17 protein-coding genes and 2 riboswitches are annotated in these 17,673 nt (G+C 71.3%); of the genes, 8 read left to right on the top strand and 9 right to left on the bottom strand.

All coding sequences use genetic code 11. The features are described 5' to 3' along the window. Positions 1-26: 26 nt before the first annotated feature. From ACZ514_RS08770 to ACZ514_RS08730, 9 genes are all read right to left on the bottom strand, one after another. On the bottom strand, positions 27-683 hold the full coding sequence (locus ACZ514_RS08770; protein WP_468166451.1) for a trimeric intracellular cation channel family protein: 657 nt from the start codon (positions 681-683) through the stop codon (positions 27-29). 146 nt (positions 684-829) lie between these two features. Then, complete coding sequence (locus tag ACZ514_RS08765; protein ID WP_468695818.1) at positions 830-1,927, bottom strand: ABC transporter ATP-binding protein; 1,098 nt, start codon at positions 1,925-1,927, stop codon at positions 830-832. Next, positions 1,924-2,985 carry an ABC transporter ATP-binding protein gene (locus tag ACZ514_RS08760; RefSeq protein WP_468166819.1) on the bottom strand — a complete coding sequence of 354 codons (1,062 nt, stop codon included), beginning with the start codon at positions 2,983-2,985 and terminating at the stop codon, positions 1,924-1,926. Before ACZ514_RS08760 ends, ACZ514_RS08765 begins: the two co-directional genes overlap by 4 nt. A 29-nt stretch (positions 2,986-3,014) precedes the next feature. After that, positions 3,015-4,016 carry an ABC transporter permease gene (locus ACZ514_RS08755; protein ID WP_468166447.1) on the bottom strand — a complete coding sequence of 334 codons (1,002 nt, stop codon included), beginning with the start codon at positions 4,014-4,016 and terminating at the stop codon, positions 3,015-3,017. Between the two features lie 205 nt (positions 4,017-4,221). Then, positions 4,222-5,937 carry an ABC transporter substrate-binding protein gene (locus tag ACZ514_RS08750; protein ID WP_468166817.1) on the bottom strand — a complete coding sequence of 572 codons (1,716 nt, stop codon included), beginning with the start codon at positions 5,935-5,937 and terminating at the stop codon, positions 4,222-4,224. A 94-nt stretch (positions 5,938-6,031) separates the two neighbouring features. Then, positions 6,032-7,024 carry an ABC transporter permease gene (locus ACZ514_RS08745; RefSeq protein WP_468166445.1) on the bottom strand — a complete coding sequence of 331 codons (993 nt, stop codon included), beginning with the start codon at positions 7,022-7,024 and terminating at the stop codon, positions 6,032-6,034. A gap of 621 nt (positions 7,025-7,645) precedes the next feature. Further along, on the bottom strand, positions 7,646-8,386 hold the full coding sequence (locus ACZ514_RS08740) for an enhanced serine sensitivity protein SseB C-terminal domain-containing protein (protein WP_468166443.1): 741 nt from the start codon (positions 8,384-8,386) through the stop codon (positions 7,646-7,648). Positions 8,387-8,448: 62 nt separating this feature from the next. Beyond that, positions 8,449-9,183 carry an enhanced serine sensitivity protein SseB gene (locus tag ACZ514_RS08735; protein WP_468166441.1) on the bottom strand — a complete coding sequence of 245 codons (735 nt, stop codon included), beginning with the start codon at positions 9,181-9,183 and terminating at the stop codon, positions 8,449-8,451. Positions 9,184-9,322: 139 nt separating this feature from the next. Beyond that, entirely contained in the window at positions 9,323-9,958 is a 636-nt protein-coding gene (locus ACZ514_RS08730) for an AAA family ATPase (protein WP_469124400.1), read from the bottom strand. Positions 9,959-10,215: 257 nt separating this feature from the next. Continuing rightward, positions 10,216-10,319: riboswitch (glycine riboswitch) on the top strand. Between the two features lie 178 nt (positions 10,320-10,497). Here ACZ514_RS08730 and gcvT point away from each other — a divergent pair. The 8 genes from gcvT to ACZ514_RS08690 all read left to right on the top strand — a co-directional run bounded on the left by gcvT (position 10,498) and on the right by ACZ514_RS08690 (position 17,670). Further along, the gene (gene gcvT / locus ACZ514_RS08725; RefSeq protein WP_468166437.1) at positions 10,498-11,613 is read left to right on the top strand and encodes a glycine cleavage system aminomethyltransferase GcvT; all 1,116 of its coding nucleotides are present in this window, start codon (positions 10,498-10,500) and stop codon (positions 11,611-11,613) included. Between the two features lie 79 nt (positions 11,614-11,692). Further along, positions 11,693-12,073 carry a glycine cleavage system protein GcvH gene (gene gcvH, locus ACZ514_RS08720; RefSeq protein WP_468166435.1) on the top strand — a complete coding sequence of 127 codons (381 nt, stop codon included), beginning with the start codon at positions 11,693-11,695 and terminating at the stop codon, positions 12,071-12,073. 15 nt (positions 12,074-12,088) lie between these two features. Further along, positions 12,089-13,345 carry a serine hydroxymethyltransferase gene (gene glyA, locus ACZ514_RS08715; protein WP_468166433.1) on the top strand — a complete coding sequence of 419 codons (1,257 nt, stop codon included), beginning with the start codon at positions 12,089-12,091 and terminating at the stop codon, positions 13,343-13,345. A 335-nt stretch (positions 13,346-13,680) separates the two neighbouring features. Continuing rightward, positions 13,681-15,063: an L-serine ammonia-lyase gene (locus ACZ514_RS08710; RefSeq protein ID WP_468166431.1), complete on the top strand. Its 1,383-nt coding sequence runs from the start codon at positions 13,681-13,683 to the stop codon at positions 15,061-15,063. Positions 15,064-15,226: 163 nt separating this feature from the next. Beyond that, positions 15,227-15,637, top strand: coding sequence for an SsgA family sporulation/cell division regulator (locus ACZ514_RS08705; RefSeq protein WP_468166429.1), 411 nt, complete (start codon positions 15,227-15,229; stop codon positions 15,635-15,637). Positions 15,638-15,722: 85 nt separating this feature from the next. Beyond that, the gene (locus ACZ514_RS08700) at positions 15,723-16,235 is read left to right on the top strand and encodes an AMIN-like domain-containing (lipo)protein (RefSeq protein WP_468166427.1); all 513 of its coding nucleotides are present in this window, start codon (positions 15,723-15,725) and stop codon (positions 16,233-16,235) included. A gap of 129 nt (positions 16,236-16,364) precedes the next feature. After that, positions 16,365-16,589: riboswitch (cobalamin riboswitch) on the top strand. Positions 16,590-16,618: 29 nt separating this feature from the next. After that, entirely contained in the window at positions 16,619-17,317 is a 699-nt protein-coding gene (locus tag ACZ514_RS08695; protein ID WP_468166425.1) for an energy-coupling factor ABC transporter permease, read from the top strand. Continuing rightward, positions 17,317-17,670, top strand: a complete 354-nt coding sequence (locus ACZ514_RS08690) for an energy-coupling factor ABC transporter substrate-binding protein (protein ID WP_468166423.1) — start codon at positions 17,317-17,319, stop codon at positions 17,668-17,670. The genes ACZ514_RS08695 and ACZ514_RS08690 overlap by 1 nt, the downstream gene beginning before the upstream one ends. The last annotated feature ends 3 nt before the right edge of the window (positions 17,671-17,673 follow it).

Here is a 17,673-nt window from a genome sequence, read left to right as displayed (position 1 = left end):
GGTAGCTTTTGTTTGAGGGAGGGGAACTACGGTTCTTCGGCCACGGAAGAGCGACGGTTCCAGGCCAGCGGGGCCCGCCAGTGGTACTGCATCGCGAGCAGGCGCAGCACGAAGGTGGTGACGGTCGCGAGCGCGGTCGTGAAGGGGTTCAGCACCTCGAAGCTGATGAAGACGGCCACCATGGCGGCGCCCACGACGGCGGGCACGGCGTACATCTCGCGGTCGCGCAGCAGCGAGGGCACCTCGTTGGCCAGGACGTCGCGCAGCACGCCGCCGCCGACGGCCGTGGCCACGCCGAGCGCGGCGGAGGACGTCAGTCCCAGGCCGTACTCGTACGCCTTGGTGGTGCCCGACACGCAGAACAGGCCGAGGCCGGCGGCGTCGAAGACGTTGATGGCCCGGTTGATGCGCTGGACCTCGGGGTGGAGGAAGAAGACGAGCGCGGCGGCGAGCAGGGGCGTGACGAAGAAGCTGAGTTCGCTGAAGGCGGCGGGCGGGACGGCGCCGATGCAGAGGTCGCGCAGGAGACCGCCGCCGAGGGCGGTGACGAGGGCGAGGACGGCGATGCCGAAGACGTCGAAGTTCTTGCGGACCGCGAGGAGGGCGCCGGCGGTCGCGAAGACGAAGATGCCCGCGAGGTCCAGGGCGTGCTGGATACCGGGCGGGAAGAGATCGTGGAGCACCCCGCCATTGTCGCCCGCCGCGGAGCCCCCGCCCGCCGGACCGGCTCCGGCGGGCGGCGGCGCGACGCCGGAGGCATCCTCCGGCGCCGGCCCGCCCGGGCGGCGCGGCGCGCGGCCGGGGGGGGGGCGGCCCGGCGCCGGGGACGTCAGGAAGACGCGGCGGGGGCGTTCTCCGGGTGGTGGCAGGCCGCCTGGTGGCCCGGCTTGAGGGCGACCAGCGGCGGGTCCTGCTTCGCGCACAGCTCCGTCGCCTTCCAGCACCGCGTGTGGAAGCGGCATCCGGCCGGCGGGGAGATCGGCGAGGGCACGTCGCCCTTGAGCAGGATGCGGCCGCTCTTCGCGCCGCGCCGCCTCGGGTCCGGGACCGGTACGGCGGAGAGCAGCGCGTTCGTGTACGGGTGCATGGGCGACTCGTACAGCGACTTGCGGTCGGCCAGCTCCACGATCTTGCCGAGGTACATCACCGCGATGCGGTCCGAGACGTGCCGGATGACCGACAGGTCGTGCGCGATGATCACGTACGTCAGGCCGAGCTCCTCCTGGAGGTCGTCCAGCAGGTTCACCACCTGCGCCTGGATCGACACGTCGAGCGCGGAGACGGGCTCGTCGGCGACGACCAGCTTCGGCTTGAGGGCCAGGGCGCGCGCGATGCCGATGCGCTGGCGCTGGCCGCCCGAGAACTCGTGCGGGTAGCGGTTGTAGTGCTCCGGGTTCAGGCCGACGAGGGCCAGCAGCCGCTGCACCTCCGCCTTGATGCCGCCCTCGGGGGTGACTCCCTGGAGCTTGAAGGGGGCCGAGACGATGGCGCCGACCGTGTGCCGGGGGTTCAGCGAGCCGTACGGGTCCTGGAAGATCATCTGCACGTCGCGGCGCAGCGGGCGCATGCCCGCCACGCTGAGGTGCGTGATGTCCTTGCCCTCGAACTCGATGCGGCCGCTGCTCGGCTCCAGCAGGCGGGTGATGAGGCGGCCCATCGTCGACTTGCCGCAGCCGGACTCGCCGACCACGCCGAGGGTCTCACCGCGCCGGACGTCGAAGTCGATGCCGTCCACGGCCTTGACGGCGGTGGTCTCCCGGCGCAGCAGCCCCTTGCTGAGGGGGAAGTGCTTGACCAGGCCCGTCACCTTCAGCAGCGGTTCCGCCTCGGTGACGGTCCCGGTGCCCCGGGCGGAGCCCTCGGCGGAATCCTCGGCCGGGCCCCCGGCGGGGTCCTGGGCGGCGGTGTCCTTCTTCATGTCCGTCACAGCTTCGGCGCAATCTCTTCGGTCCAGATCCGGGTCCGCTCCTCCTGCGACATGTGGCAGGCGGACCAGTGCCGGCTGTCGTCCTGGGTCAGCTCGGGCCGCTGGGTGCGGGTGATGCCCCCCTTGGGCACGTCGGCGTAGGGGCACCGGGGGTTGAACGCGCAGCCGCTCGGGATGTTGATGAGGCTGGGCGGCGAGCCCTTGACCGGGATCAGCCGCTCGGTCTGGTCGCGGTCGATGCGCGGCATGGAGCCGAGCAGTCCCCAGGTATAGGGGTGGCGGGGTTCGTAGAACACCTTCTCGGCGGTGCCGCGCTCGACGCACCGGCCGCCGTACATCACGAGGATCTCGTCGGCCATCTCGGCGACCACGCCGAGGTCGTGCGTGATCATGATGACCGCGGAGCCGAACTCCTTCTGCAGGTCGCGGATCAGGTCGAGGATCTGCGCCTGGACGGTGACGTCCAGGGCGGTGGTCGGCTCGTCCGCGATGAGCAGTTCGGGGTTGTTGACGAGCGCCATCGCGATCATCGCGCGCTGGCGCATGCCGCCGGAGAACTCGTGGGGGTACGCGTCCACGCGCTGGTGGGGCTCCGGGATGCCGACGCGGTCGAGCATCTCGACGGCGCGGGCGCGGGCCTTCTTCTTGTCCACGTCGTGGTGGGTCCGGTACGCCTCGACGATCTGCTTGCCGACCGAGTAGTACGGGTGCATCGCCGACAGCGGGTCCTGGAAGACCATCGCCATCTTGCGGCCGCGCAGCCGGCGTACGTGGTCGGCGTCGGCGCTGACCAGGTCCTCGCCGTCGAGCACGACCTCGCCCGAGATGTGCGGGCGGCTGCGCGCGTTGCCGGTGCGGTGCAGGCCCATGATGGCCAGCGAGGTCACCGACTTGCCGGAGCCGGATTCGCCGACGATGCCGAGGGTCTTGCCGCGCTCCAGGTCGAAGGAGAGGCCGTCGACGGACTTCACCAGGCCGTCGTCGGTCGGGAAGTGGACCTTGAGGTCGCGCACGGAGAGGAAGGGGGCCGCGTCGCGCGCGCCGCCCTGCTCGGGCACGAAGGCCGGCTGGTCGGAATCGTTCTTGGTCACGTCAGCCTCACGCGCGGGTCGATGACGGCGTACAGCAGGTCCACGATCAGGTTGGCCATCACCACGAACAGTGCGGCGAGCAGGGTGACTCCCATGATCACGGGGAGGTCGCCGGCGCTGATGGCGGCGACGGCCGCCGTCCCGAGGCCCTGGAAGTTGAAGGTGGTCTCGGTGAGCACGGCGCCGCCGAGGAGCCCGCCGAGGTCGAGGCCGAACATCGTGACGACCGGGGTGAGCGTGGAGCGCAGGGCGTGCTTGCGGATGACCACGGACTCCTTGAGGCCCTTGGCCCGGGCGGTGCGGATGTAGTCCTCGCCGAGCACCTCCAGCATGGTCGCGCGGGTGATGCGCGCGTAGGTGGCGGCGAAGAGGAAGGCCAGGGTGACCCAGGGCAGGATCAGGCTGTTGAGCCAGGCCAGCGGATCCTCGGTGAGGGGTTTGTAGTTGGAGACGTCCAGCCAGCCGAGGCTGTAGACGAAGATCGCGGGGGCCACCATGCCGGTGAAGAAGATCGGCAGGGAGACGCCGGCGAGCGCGCCGACCATGACGGTGCGGTCGATGGCGGTGCGGCGCTTGAGGGCGGAGACCACACCCGTGGCCACACCGGCGATCACCCAGATCACGGCCGCGCCGAGGGCGAGCGAGAGGGTGACCGGGATGCGGTCCATCATGGTCTCCCAGACGGGCGCCTCGGTCTTGAAGGAGTAGCCGAAGCAGGGAGCCGCACAGTGGGTGATCTCGGTGCCGCCGTCGTAGTCGCGGCCGGCGAAGATGCCCTTGACGAAGAGCAGGTACTGCTCGGAGATGGGCTTGTCGAAGCCCATCTTGACGCGGATGCCCGCCAGGGCGGTCTCGTTGGTCTCCCGGCCGGCGTACATGAGCGCGGGATCGCTGCCGGTCAGCTTCGGGACCGCGAAGAAGATGCCGAAGGTGACCAAGGAGACCACCAGCAGCGTGGCGGCGACGTTGAACAGCCGCCGTATGAGGTAGACGAGCACTGCAGTCGGCCGCCCGGGGCTGTTGGCCGCCGCCCCTCGTGGGGGCGGCGGCCAGCGCCTGCGGCCTTCACCTGCCCTTCGGACTAGCGCATGTGCGGTGAAGGCACTTACTTACGTGCTGAGTTGCGGTTGCCTGCCCGGCGGTCGGCCGGGCTGCCCGGCTGCCCGGCTCGTCGCCGGGCAGCCTGCTACTTCTGTGCTCCTGCTACTTCTGCGCGATGCCCACGGTGGCGAGGTCGATCTTGCCGAAGGACTCGTTGAAGAAGACGTTCGTCAGGCGCGGGTTGTGGTAGACGAGCGCCTTGTCGAAGTTGATCGGCAGGTAGAGCGCCTTGTCCATGACCTTCTTGTTGATCTCCCCGTAGAACGGGGCGGCGGCCTCCGGCGAGGGGGCGGCAGCGGCCTTGTCGAACAGGCCGTTGATCTCGGGGTCGTTGACCTCGGTGTAGTTGTTGTTGCCGTTCGGCAGGATGAACGATCCGTCCACCAGCGGCTGCAGGAAGCCCGCACCGGAGTTGTAGTCGGCGCCCCAGCCCATGACGATGATGCCGTAGCCCTTCTTCTTCACGTTCTCGGGCGAACCGATCGTGGAGGAGGAGAGCTTGCCGTCGAACTGGTCGATCGTCGCCTTGATGCCGACCTTGGCGAGGGAGGCCTGGAGGGACTCGGCCGTCTTGACCTCGGGGGCGCGGTTGTTGCGCACCGCGATGGTGGTCTCGAAGCCGTCAGGCTTGCCACAGGCCTTGAGGGCCTCCTTGGCCTTGGCCTCCTGCGGCTTGCCCTTCGTCAGACCGAAGGGGTCGTAGCTCTTGTCCGAGCCGGGGACGCCGGCCGGCAGCATGTTCGCGCCGAGGTCACCGCTGGTCGGGCCGCCACGGGCGGTCTGGAGGGACTTCGGGTCGGCCGCGTAGATGACGGCCTTGCGGCACTCGATGTTGTCGAACGGCGCGACCGTCTGCGGGAAGGCGAAGTAGCGGATGTAGCCCGTGAAGGGGTTGTCCGCGTTCTTCTTGAGGTTCGCGTCCTTGAGGATCTTGTTCTTCGCGGCCTGCTGGACACCGGTGCCGTCGACGGCCATGTCGATGTCGCCCGAGAGCAGGCGCTGGTCCATGTCGTCCGGGTTGGTGGTGACCGTGAAGGAGACCTTGTCCGGCAGGCCCTTGCGGATCGGGTCCGTCTTCGGGTCCCAGTTCTCGTTGCGGACGAAGGTGGCGCCCTTGCCGGCGGTGAAGCTCTCGACCTTGTAAGGACCGGTCGACACCGGCTTGTTGGTGTAGGTGGCGCCCGTGTCCTTGCCCATCGGGACCGGCGAGGAGGACGGCATGGCCAGCAGGTAGCTGAAGTCCGAGTTGGCGCTCGCCAGGTTGAAGACGATCGTCCTGTCGTCCGGCGTCTCGACCGTCTTCAGACCCATCTTGTTGGGGTCCGTGTCCTTGTACGGGCCGGGGTACTTCTGGCCCTGGTCGAGGAGGTCGATCAGGTAGGTCGGGCCGCCGGACAGGACGTCCTGGGCGAAGACGCGCTCGACGCCGTACTTGATGTCCTTCGAGGTGATCGGCGTGCCGTCCTCGAACTTCACCCCCTCCTTGAGCTTGAGGGTGTACGTCTTGCCGTCGTTGCTGATGACCGGCAGGGCCTCGGCGAGGTCCGGGACCACCTTGGTGCCGTCCTTGCCCGGCTTGGCGTCGTAGGCGAGCAGGCTGCGGACGTAGAGCCGCTGCATGTTCCACACGAAGCCGTAGTAGGCGCGCGCCGGGTCGAGGTAGTCGACGTCCTGCGGGGACCAGAGCTTGAGCTCGCCGCCCTTGTCCTCCGAGGGGTTGATCACGGCGGTGGCGGCACCGCTGTAACCCTTGCCGCTGTCGCCGTCGGCCTTGCTGTCGGTCTTCTTGTCCCCGTCGCCACCGCACGCGGCGGTCATCGAGAGGGCGGCGATCACGGCGGTGATCGCGAGAGCCTGCTTTCTGCGGATCACGATTGTCCAACCTCCATAGATGGTGAAGCGAAGAAGCGGTTCAGCTGCCCTTGGGGTCGAGTGCGTCACGCAGCCCGTCCCCGAAGAGGTTGAACGCCAGGACGGTGATGAAGATCGTCATGCCGGGGACCACCATGTACATGGGGTCGTCCTGGTAGATGGGGACGGCGTCGGAGAGCATCTTTCCCCAGGAAGCGGTGGGCGGCTTCACGCCGGCGCCCAGGAAGCTGAGGGCCGCCTCGGTCAGGATGTTGGTCGGGATGATCAGCGTGGCGTAGACGAGGATCGGCGCGACCAGGTTGGGCAGCAGCTCCTTGACCAGGATGTAGCCGCGGCCGGCTCCGAGGCTGCGCGCGGCCTCGACGTACTCGCGTTCACGCAGGGAGATCGTCTGGCCCCGGACGATACGGCCGATGTACGGCCAGCCGAAGAAGCCGATGACGAGGATGAGCACGCCCATGCGGACGCCCGAACCCTCGAACCCCCACACGGAGTTGGGGACGACGGAGACCAGGGCGATGGTGAACAGCAGCTGCGGGAAGGCCAGCAGCAGGTCCATCAGGCGGCTGATGATCCCGTCCACCCAGCCGCCGAGGAAGCCGGCGAGGGCGCCCAGGAGGCTGCCGAGGACGACCGAGACGAAGGCCGCCAGGAAGGCGACGACCAGCGAGATGCGGGCGCCGTAGACGATCCGGCTGAACACGTCGCGCCCGTTGGTCGGTTCGACGCCCAGCAGGAAGTCGGAGCTGATGCCGCCGAAGGAGCCGAGCGGCGTGCCCAGGTCCGGGTCGATCATGTCCTCGTGGAACTCGTTGGGGTCGTGGCCCAGCAGGTTCACGATCAGCGGCGCGAAGACCGCCACCAGGATCAGGAGGATCACGATCACGCCGCCGGTCAGCGCGACCTTGTCGCGCTTGAGCCGCATCCAGGCGATGCGGCCGGGCGAGCGGCCTTCGATGGCCTTGGCAGGGACGTCGGCTACGGACACGGGTGCGGGTGTTTCCGCGCTCGTGTCGTGCAGTGGTGCCGTCATCGTGGTGGGGACCCCTCTCGGCCGACGGGTGGGTCGGCCCATGCCCGCCGCTGTGGCGGCGTTGGTGCGGAGTGGCGCTCGAGTGCTCGGGGCACGTGAACGCGTACGAGGTGCGAGGTGCTGGCAGTGCTGGCAGTGCGGCCGTGCTGTGGGTGGAGCAGGGTGCGGTGCGGGCGGTGCGGTGCGGCTGAGGTGCGCGAAGTGCGGGAGCGCCGTGTCGGGACGAACGGCGGAACCACGCGCCGAACCGCGTCCGCGAGGACTGACCGGCTCTTGGGTGGGGAGTCTTCATCGGGCGCTCGACCAGCCGCCAGACCCGCAGATGAATGGATGCGCAACCGTGATCTGAGGCCGTGGTTCCCGTTATCCGGACTCCGCTGACGGCTCAGCGGAGCAAGACCGTCCGTTCGGTACGCAAACGGACATCAAGGCCAACTCAGTGGAGTACCGCGTCAATTGGACGCCCGTCTGCGGCGATATCCGGACAAGGCGAAGGCCGCCGGGAACGAGGGTTCCCGGCGGCCCGGTGTCCGTCGGAGGGGCCCGTCTCAGGGGCCGGGCGCACCCGGCGAATCCCTGTGGGGAGCTCGGGGAACGCGCCCCCGGAGCCCCTGGAGCGGGTCAGTAGGCGGCCGCCTGCCCCTCGCGGTCGTAGAAGGGGCGGGTCTGCGCACGCAGCCACATCGCCACCGGATCGTGCTCGTCCGCCAGCGCGACCGTGCACACCGGAACCCCCTCGGGCACGGCGCCGACCGACTGGCGCATCATCTCCCGTACGGATTCCAGCGCGGGCGCCGAGGCGTCGTACAGGTCCAGCCCCACCGCGAGGTACGCCGACCCGAGCGAGGGCTGCACCCAGGCGCGGCGCAGCGACCTGACGGCCGGCGTCCGGTGCGCGTGCTGGGTCAGCAGTCCGTAGAACTGCGGGAGTTCCAGGGCCGGCTCGGACAGCCGCAGCGGCCCCGCCGGCATCCGGTCCAGGCCGGTGGCGACGCGGCGCAGGTCGGCCCACGGCACGCCGAGGCCGCCGCCCCGGTCGTGCGGGTTGATCCACAGCCCCCAGCGGTCCGGGTACAGGGCGCGGGCGATGTCCCGGCCGGTGACGACCTCGTAACCGCGGTTCCAGCCGCTCGCGGCCAGCTCCTGCGGGGAGGTCACGCAGGGGGCGTAGCCCAGCCCCTCGACCTCCATGCCGCCGTACTGGGCGTCCGGCGAACCCGGCTGCCCCTGCCACAGCAGCATCCACAGCCTGCCCTCGGCGAGGGCGCGCAGGAATGCCTCGTAGCTCTCATAGCGCCCGGGAGTCACCTGGCGCAGCATGTGCTCGACCTGCCCGGCCGCGGCCGTGCCTGACGCACTCACCCGGTACCCCTCTTCGTCTTCTTCCGCCCGTCGTCCACACGTCCCGACCAGCTTAAGCGGCGCTACGGCAGGTAGAAGGGGCGTACGCGCTCACGAATCCAGTCCGTGACCGGGTCCTCGGCGGCGTCCAGCAGGATCAGCTGCACCGGCCAGGGCGCCGGTACGCGGGCCAGGGCGCGGCCGAGTGCCTCCAGCGGGGCGTCCCGCGCCGTGGGGTCCCATCCCGTCAGCCGGACACCGATGTAGAGCTGGGGGTCGCCGCCCTCGACGCTGGCGAGGCAGCGGTGGGCGGCCGCGACCGCTCCGGTGGCCCGGAACTCCTCGGCGGCGGCGGCGAGGAAGTCCACCGGGTCGTCCTGCCAGTCGGGTTCGAACAGCCGGACGCGGCCGCCGGTGGCCGGGCCGTCGAGTTCGGTACGGCCGGTGCGGCACAGCTCCGCGACGGCGGCGGGGGGCAGCGGGACCCCGACGGCGCCCTCGGGGTTCAGGGCGATGCCGAGCTGCGGGGGCAGGCCGCGGGCGAACTCGACCGCGGGGGCGACCGCGAAGTCCATGCCGGGGCCGGCGGCGAAGCGGAACTGGGCCTCCGAGCTGTAGACGGGGACGTACGCCTCGCCGCCGATCAGCATCGTGGGGAGGTCGAGGGAGGTGCTGTCGGGGCCGCCGCCCCGGGGCAGCGGCACCCAGACCCGGCTGCGGCCGAGCGCCTCCAGGATCTGCGGGCCGGCGTCCGCCCGGCCGAGCACCGCTCCGAGCACCTGCTCCAACTCGTTCGCCGGCCAGCCGTTGCCCGTCATGTGCGCCCGCTCTCCCTGTTCCGCGCCGATGTCGCCCCGAGGCTACCCCGGCCTCCGGCGGCGGGCCGGGGCGGGCGGCTTCGCGGACGCCGCCGCCTCGGGCGTCGGGCCTCAGGCGTCGGGCGTCGGGCCTCGGGCCTCAGGCGTCGAAGGCGATGCGGTCCAGGGCGGAGGCCGCCCGGCGGTCCAGGAGGGTGACCGTGGCGCAGCCGCGCGGGGGGCGGCCGGCCTCGGCGGCGGCCAGCAGGCGGGCGACCGCGCCGCGGTGACGGGCGAAGGCGTAGGCCGACACCCGGCGGCCCCGCGCCGCCTGCCCGGCCAGGGCCTCCTCGGGGGTGGTGTCGAGCAGCAGCAGGTGCAGGGCCCGGCCCCGCTGCCGGGCGACGGCGGCCAGCAGGGCCCGCACCCACGACTGGGTGCCGCAGTCGTGGACCACCACAGAGGCGCCGGAGCGCAGCTCGCGCCACAGCCCCCGGTAGTGGGCGGCGCGCACCAGCGGCCGGTACACCGCGTACGGCAGGGCGGACGGCATGCGGCGCTCCCAGCGCTCGCGGGTGTCCTGGGAGTCGACGCCGGTCTCGGCGGCCCGCTTGATCAGGGTGCTCTTGCCGCCGCCCGGCAGCCCGGACACCACGACGATGTCGCCGGCGGCGTAGCCGAGCCGCCGCGGCCCCACGGACCGTCCCCGCAGGTCACGCACCGGACCGCCGGCCGCCGCGGGGCGGGCCGCGCTCCGCGGTGCCGGGACCGCCCCGACCGTGCCCGTGGTCGTCACCACTCCGAACCTCCGCACAGTGAATCGTCTCCCCCCGAATCGGGCCGCGAGGGCCCTTGCCCACTGAATGTAAAGAGACGGTAATCCGCCGGCCGCGGTTGCGGGCGGGCGTTCCACGGCGCGGACGGCCGGCCGGCGCGCGCGGCGGCCTCCGCGGGCCGCCTGGACCGCACGTTCTTGCGGGCCCCACTGCCCCCTCCCGCCCGTCCCGTGCAATGATGTGCGCCATCTGGACACCAAACTGCATACCGGCCGCTTGAATCCGCGCGGGAGAGTCCCGGCAGGCCGCGAGGCCGTGCCCGGGCGCCGAAGGAGCAAGTACCTCCCTTGAATCTCTCAGGCCCCGTACCGCGTGGATGAGGCAGATCTGAAAAGCGAGCCCCCGCCGCGTCCGTCCCCGACGGCCCGGCGCGTGCTCCACCCAAGGTGCAAGTCGGCGTTCCCCCTCCGGGAACTCTCGGCGAACCTCTCAGGTTCCGATGACAGATGGGGAGGAACCTCCTCGTCATGTCATGCCCTGGGACCCGGGAGCCACACCCATGAGCACTGCCCCCCGCCTGACCGCGCTCGACGCGCTGCACCGCTCGCTCGGTGCGACCATGACCGACTTCGCGGGCTGGGACATGCCGCTGCGCTACGCCAGTGAGCGCGACGAGCACAACGCCGTGCGCACCAAGGCCGGCCTGTTCGACCTGTCCCACATGGGCGAGATCACCCTGACCGGCCCGGAGGCCGTGAAGGCCCTGGACTACGCGCTCGTCGGGAACATCTCCACCGTCGGCGTCGGCCGCGCCCGCTACACGCACATCTGCCAGGAGGACGGCGGGATCCTCGACGACCTGATCGTCTACCGCCTCGGCGAGACCGAGTACATGGTCGTCGCCAACGCCTCCAACGCCCAGGTCGTGCTGGACGCGCTCACCGAGCGCGCCGCCGGCTTCGACACCGAGGTCCGCGACGACCGTGACGCGTACGCGCTGATCGCCGTCCAGGGCCCCGAGTCCCCCGGCATCCTGAAGTCGCTCACGGACGCCGACCTGGACGGCCTGAAGTACTACGCCGGCCTGCCGGGCACCGTCGCGGGCGTGCCCGCGCTGATCGCCCGCACCGGCTACACCGGCGAGGACGGCTTCGAGCTGTTCGTCTCCCCCGAGCACGCCGTGGAGCTGTGGCAGGCGCTGACCGAGGCGGGCAAGGACGCCGGTCTGGTGCCGGCCGGGCTGTCCTGCCGCGACACGCTGCGCCTGGAGGCGGGCATGCCGCTGTACGGGCACGAGCTGACCACCGCCCTCACCCCCTTCGACGCCGGGCTGGGCCGGGTCGTGAAGTTCGAGAAGGAGGGCGACTTCGTCGGCCGCGCCGCCCTGGAGGCCGCCGCCGAGGTCGCCGCCACGAAGCCGCCGCGCAAGCTGGTCGGTCTGGTCGCCGAGGGCCGCCGCGTCCCGCGCGCCGGCTTCCCCGTGGTCGCCGGCGGCGAGGTCATCGGCGAGGTGACCTCCGGCGCCCCGTCCCCCACGCTGGGCAAGCCGATCGCGATGGCGTACGTCGACGCGGCGCACGCCGCGCCCGGCACCTCCGGCGTCGGCGTCGACATTCGCGGTACGCATGAGCCCTACGAGGTCGTGGCCCTGCCCTTCTACAAGCGGCAGAAGTAGCCCTCGTACCGGGCTCCACCGTCTCAGCACGCAAGACCACCGTTCGTATCCACCTCCCCGCATCCAGGAGAATCAGGTCATGAGCAACCCCCAGCAGCTGCGTTACACCAAGGAGCACGAGTGGCTGTCGGCCACCGAGGACGGCATCGCGACGGTCGGCATCACGGAGTTCGCCGCCAACGCGCTCGGTGACGTCGTCTACGCCGACCTCCCCGCGGCCGGCACCACCGTCACCGAGGGCGAGACCTGTGGCGAGCTGGAGTCGACCAAGTCGGTCAGCGACCTGTACTCCCCCGTCTCCGGTGAGGTCGTCGAGTCCAACCAGGACGTCGTGGACGACCCCGCCCTGGTGAACTCCGCTCCCTTCGAGGGCGGCTGGCTGTTCAAGGTGCGCCTGTCGGAGGAGCCCAAGGACGCGCTCTCCTACGACGAGTACACCGCCCTCACCGCCGGTAACTGACCCCAGGGGATCCTGATGTCCGTTCTGAACACCCCTCTCCACGAGCTCGACCCCGACGTCGCCGCCGCCGTCGACGCCGAGCTCGTGCGCCAGCAGTCGACCCTGGAAATGATCGCGTCGGAGAACTTCGCTCCGGTCGCCGTCATGGAGGCCCAGGGCTCGGTCCTGACCAACAAGTACGCCGAGGGCTACCCGGGCCGCCGCTACTACGGCGGCTGCGAGCACGTCGACGTGGTCGAGCAGATCGCGATCGACCGCATCAAGGCGCTGTTCGGCGCCGAGGCCGCGAACGTCCAGCCGCACTCGGGTGCGCAGGCCAACGCCGCCGCGATGTTCGCGCTGCTGAAGCCGGGCGACACGATCATGGGCCTGAACCTGGCCCACGGCGGTCACCTGACCCACGGCATGAAGATCAACTTCTCCGGCAAGCTCTACAACGTGGTCCCGTACCACGTCGACGAGACCGGCCAGGTGGACATGGCCGAGGTCGAGCGCCTCGCCAAGGAGTCCAAGCCGCAGCTGATCGTCGCCGGCTGGTCCGCCTACCCGCGCCAGCTGGACTTCGCCGCGTTCCGCCGGATCGCGGACGAGGTCGGCGCGTACCTGATGGTCGACATGGCCCACTTCGCGGGTCTGGTCGCCGCGGGCCTGCACCCGAACCCGGTCCCGCACGCCCACGTCGTCACCACCACCACGCACAAGACCCTCGGCGGTCCGCGCGGCGGTGTCATCCTGTCGACGCAGGAGCTGGCCAAGAAGATCAACTCCGCGGTCTTCCCGGGCCAGCAGGGCGGCCCGCTGGAGCACGTGATCGCCGCCAAGGCCGTCTCCTTCAAGGTCGCGGCCTCGCCGGAGTTCAAGGAGCGCCAGGAGCGCACCCTGGAGGGCGCGAGGATCCTCGCCGCCCGCCTGGTGCAGGACGACGTCAAGGCCGTGGGCGTGGACGTCCTCACGGGCGGCACCGACGTGCACCTGGTCCTGGTCGACCTGCGCGACTCCGAGCTGGACGGCCAGCAGGCCGAGGACCGCCTCCACGAGGTCGGCATCACGGTCAACCGGAACGCCATCCCGAACGACCCCCGGCCGCCGATGGTCACCTCGGGCCTGCGGATCGGCACGCCGGCCCTCGCGACCCGCGGCTTCGACACCGAGGCCTTCACCGAGGTCGCCGAGATCATCGCCCAGGCGCTGAAGCCGGACTACGACGCCGCCGCCCTCAAGGCGCGCGTCTCGGCCCTGGCCGCGAAGTTCCCGCTGTACCCGTCGCTCTAGGCGCGGCCCTGGGGGGCCCGGCCGTGTTCTCGCACAGGGCCGGGCCCCTTTTCACGGCCCGGGCCGCCGCCGGGCCCCGGCCCGGCGGCGGCCCGGCCGGACGCCCGTCCCCCGGGCGGCCGAGGCCGAAATCACTCGGGGCGACGCCCCGGCGCGGGATCCGACCCCCGCATGAACGACGTACGCTGCTATAGCAGGGCAAGGGCGCCCACCGGCGCTCTTTGCCCAAACCTCCGCAAAGTCCGCCCATCCGTCGGCTGCCCCCGCTACCCCCGCGGGCAGCTGGACGGGTCGTTGTTTCCCCGTCACAGCGGGGAGGTTCCGGGAGTCCGCCAGTGGCCATCTCCGTTTTCGATCTCTTCTCGATCGGCATCGGTCCTTCCAGCTCGCACACGGTCGGTCCGATGCGCGCGGCGCGCATGTTCGTGACGCGGCTGAAGAAGGACGGCGCCCTCGCCCAGACCGCCTCCGTCCGGGCGGAGCTCTTCGGCTCCCTCGGCGCGACCGGCCACGGGCACGGCACGCCCAAGGCGGTCCTGCTCGGCCTGGAGGGCCACTCCCCCCGCACGGTGGACGTCGAGAGCGCCGACGACGAGGTGGAGCGCATCCGCAGGAGCGGCAAGCTGCGTCTGCTGGGTGCGGAGATAGGCGGTGCCCACGAGATCGACTTCGACGAGCCGAACCAGCTGATCCTGCACCGCCGCCGCTCGCTGCCCTACCACGCGAACGGCATGACCCTCTTCGCGTACGACGCCGCCGGCGCCCCGCTGCTGGAGAAGACCTACTACTCGGTCGGCGGCGGGTTCGTCGTCGACGAGGACGCGGTCGGCGAGGACCGGATCAAGCTCGACGACACGGTGCTGAGGTACCCCTTCCGCTCGGGCGACGAGATGCTGCGCCTGGCCAACGAGACCGGCCTGTCGATCTCCTCCCTGATGCTCGAGAACGAGAAGGCCTGGCGCACGGAGGAGGAGATCCGCGAGGGCCTCCTGGAGATCTGGCGCGTCATGCAGTCCTGCGTCTCGCGCGGCATGTCCCGCGAGGGCATCCTGCCGGGCGGTCTGCGCGTCAAGCGCCGGGCCGCCTCCACGGCGCGCCAGCTGCGCACCGAGGGCGACCCGATGATGCACCGCAGCGAGTGGACGACGATCTACGCGATGGCCGTCAACGAGGAGAACGCGGCGGGCGGGCGCGTGGTGACCGCTCCCACGAACGGCGCGGCGGGCGTGCTGCCGGCGGTCCTGCACTACTACGTGAACTTCGTGCCCGGCGCGGACGAGGACGGCGTGGTCCGCTTCCTGCTCGCCGCGGGCGCGATCGGCATGCTCTTCAAGGAGAACGCCTCGATCTCCGGCGCCGAGGTCGGCTGCCAGGGCGAGGTCGGTTCCGCCTGCTCGATGGCGGCGGGCGCCCTCGCCGAGGTCCTGGGCGGCACCCCCGAGCAGGTCGAGAACGCCGCCGAGATCGGCATGGAGCACAACCTCGGCCTGACCTGCGACCCGGTCGGCGGCCTCGTCCAGATCCCCTGCATCGAGCGCAACGGCATGGCCGCCGTCAAGGCCGTCACCGCGGCCAAGATGGCGATGCGCGGGGACGGCAGCCACAAGGTGTCCCTCGACAAGGTCATCAAGACCATGAAGGAGACGGGCGCCGACATGAAGGTCAAGTACAAGGAGACGGCGCGCGGCGGGCTCGCGGTCAACGTGATCGAGTGCTGACCCCGTAGCGGTCTCCGTCGGGAGCAGGGAGCGGGCCGTGGCCGGAAAGGGGGCCGTGCGGCCCGGCCCCTCGGGACCTTCGGCCCCGGAGGGCGCCCACGGGCGGCGGTAGCGTGCGGGGAGGGGCGCGGAACGGCCCCCGCACGACGAGAGGCGACCGCCGATGGCCACCATCACCGACCACCGACTCCTGCCGCTGCGGCTGGAAGCCGCCCCCCTGGCCGTCCCCCTGACCGGCCGCTTCGTCTACCGCACGGACCGCCCGTACGAGGTGGCCGTCGACCTGCGGGGCGCGGGGGCCCACCTCGCCCGCTGGGTGTTCGCGCGCGAGCTGCTGCTCGACGGGCAGCACGCGCCCACCGGCGAGGGCGACATACGGGTGTGGCCCGGCTGGAACGGCTCGGAGCCGCGCGTGCTGCTCGGCTTCAGCAACGGCGAGCGCGGCTGCGTGGTCTCCGCCCGCGCCAGGGACGTGCGCGCGCTGTGCCGGCGGATGACGGAGCTGGTGCCGCGCGGGCAGGAGCGGCGCCACTACGACCTGGACGCGCAGCTGAGCACGCTGCTGGCGTCCTGAGGGGCGGCGCGTGGAACCGCGCGCGGCCCGGCGGTGTCCTAGGAGGTGACAGGCAGTCCCCGTCTCACGGAACCGGGGAGACATCATGCGTCACCCGCACCGCCGCCGGATCGTGGCCCTGGCCACGGGCGCCCTGCTCACCGCCGGGCTCGCGCTCTCCACGTCGCCGGCCTCCGCCGCCACCACCTCCACCCGCACCCAGACCCCGCTCGTCGTCAACGCGCGCTGGGGCGGGCACTGCACGTTCGACCGGATCGTGATCGACCTCGAGGGGTACGTCCCTCCGGTCACCGTCACTCCCGTGTCCCAGCTGGTCTACGACGGGTCCGGCAAGCCCGTGCCGCTGGCCGGGACGTACTTCCTGGAGATCCGGCTGCACCCCGCCGCCGCCCACGACGACGCGGGGCAGAACGTCTACCAGGGGCCCAAGCTCCAGAAGATCTACCTCAGCAAGCTCAAGGGCATCGCCCTGACCGGCGACTTCGAGGGGTACGTGACCTTCGGCGCCGCCTTCGACACCCAGCCGTTCTACAGCACCTCCGTCCTGCACTCGCCCGAGCGGTTCGTGCTGGACATCGCACACCCGAACACCTGCTGACCCGAGCGGGTACGGACGGCGGGCCCGGGACGCGTGACGTCCCGGGCCCGCCGTCGCGTGCGGGAGGGGCGGCCGCCGGCGCCGGGGGCCCGGGCTCCGGGTCCGGCTTGTGACGGTCCGTGCGGACGACTAGGGTCATCGGGCCTTGGTGTTCGGGAAACCGGTGGAAAACCGGTGCGGCCCTCGCCACTGTAATCGGGAAGTCCGGCTCCAGATCCTCCCAGACACCGTCCGGGAGGCGCCCCCAGCGGGTAGGCCACTGGGCGCGCGCGGGAGACCGCGCGGGCCCGGGAAGGCGGAGTCCGGGCATCATGACCCGTGAGCCAGGAGACCGGCCGAGGCGCGTCGTCCATCCACGAGGTGCTGGAGAGGTCTCCCAACTCATGCATATCGCCGAGGGGTTCCTGCCCCCTTTGCACGCGGCCGCCTGGGGCGCCGCGTCCGCCCCCTTCGTCGTCCACGGGGTCCGCGCCCTGACCCGCGAGGTGAAGGCGAACCCGGAGAGCACGCTGCTGCTCGGGGCGTCCGGTGCGTTCACGTTCGTCCTGTCCGCCCTGAAGATCCCTTCTGTGACGGGAAGTTGCTCGCACCCGACGGGGACGGGGCTCGGGGCCATCCTCTTCCGTCCGCCGGTCATGGCGGTGCTCGGCACGATCACCCTGCTCTTCCAGGCGCTGCTGCTGGCCCACGGCGGGCTCACCACACTGGGCGCCAACGTGTTCTCGATGGCGGTCGCCGGGCCCTGGGCGGGCTACGGCGCCTACCGGCTGCTGCGCAGGTTCGGCCTGCCGCTGATGGTGACCGTCTTCTTCGGCGCGTTCTTCGCCGACCTGATCACCTACTGCGTGACCTCCGTCCAGCTGGCGCTGGCCTTCCCCGACCCGGCGAGCGGCTTCCTGGGCTCCCTGGAGAAGTTCGCCGGCATCTTCGCGGTCACCCAGCTCCCGCTGGCCGTGAGCGAGGGCCTGCTGACGGTGCTCGTGATGCGGCTGCTGATGCAGTCCAGCACGGCGGACCTGGTCCGCCTCGGGGTCACGAAGCTGACCGGCGGCAAGCGGACCGAGCAGGGGGCGGCGCTCTGATGACCAGGAACACGAAGATCAACATGTTGCTGCTGCTCGTGGTGGCGGCACTGGCCGTGATCCCGCTCGCGCTGGGGCTCGGCGAGGGCAAGGAGGAGCCGTTCACCGGCGCCGACAGCCAGGCGGAGGCGGCCATCACGGAGCTGGAGCCGGACTACGAGCCCTGGTTCTCCCCGCTGTACGAGCCCCCCTCGGCCGAGATCGAGTCGGCGCTGTTCGCGCTCCAGGCGGCGCTCGGTGCGGGCGTCCTCGCCTACTACTTCGGCGTCCGCAGGGGCCGGCGCCAGGGCGCCGCGCAGGCCCTCGCCGACGCCGGGGCCGCCGGGCGGACCCGCACCACCCCGGAGCCGTAGGCG

Source organism: Streptomyces sp. NPDC034086, assembly GCF_055575515.1.
This window is presented reverse-complemented; position numbering and strand designations above follow the sequence as displayed.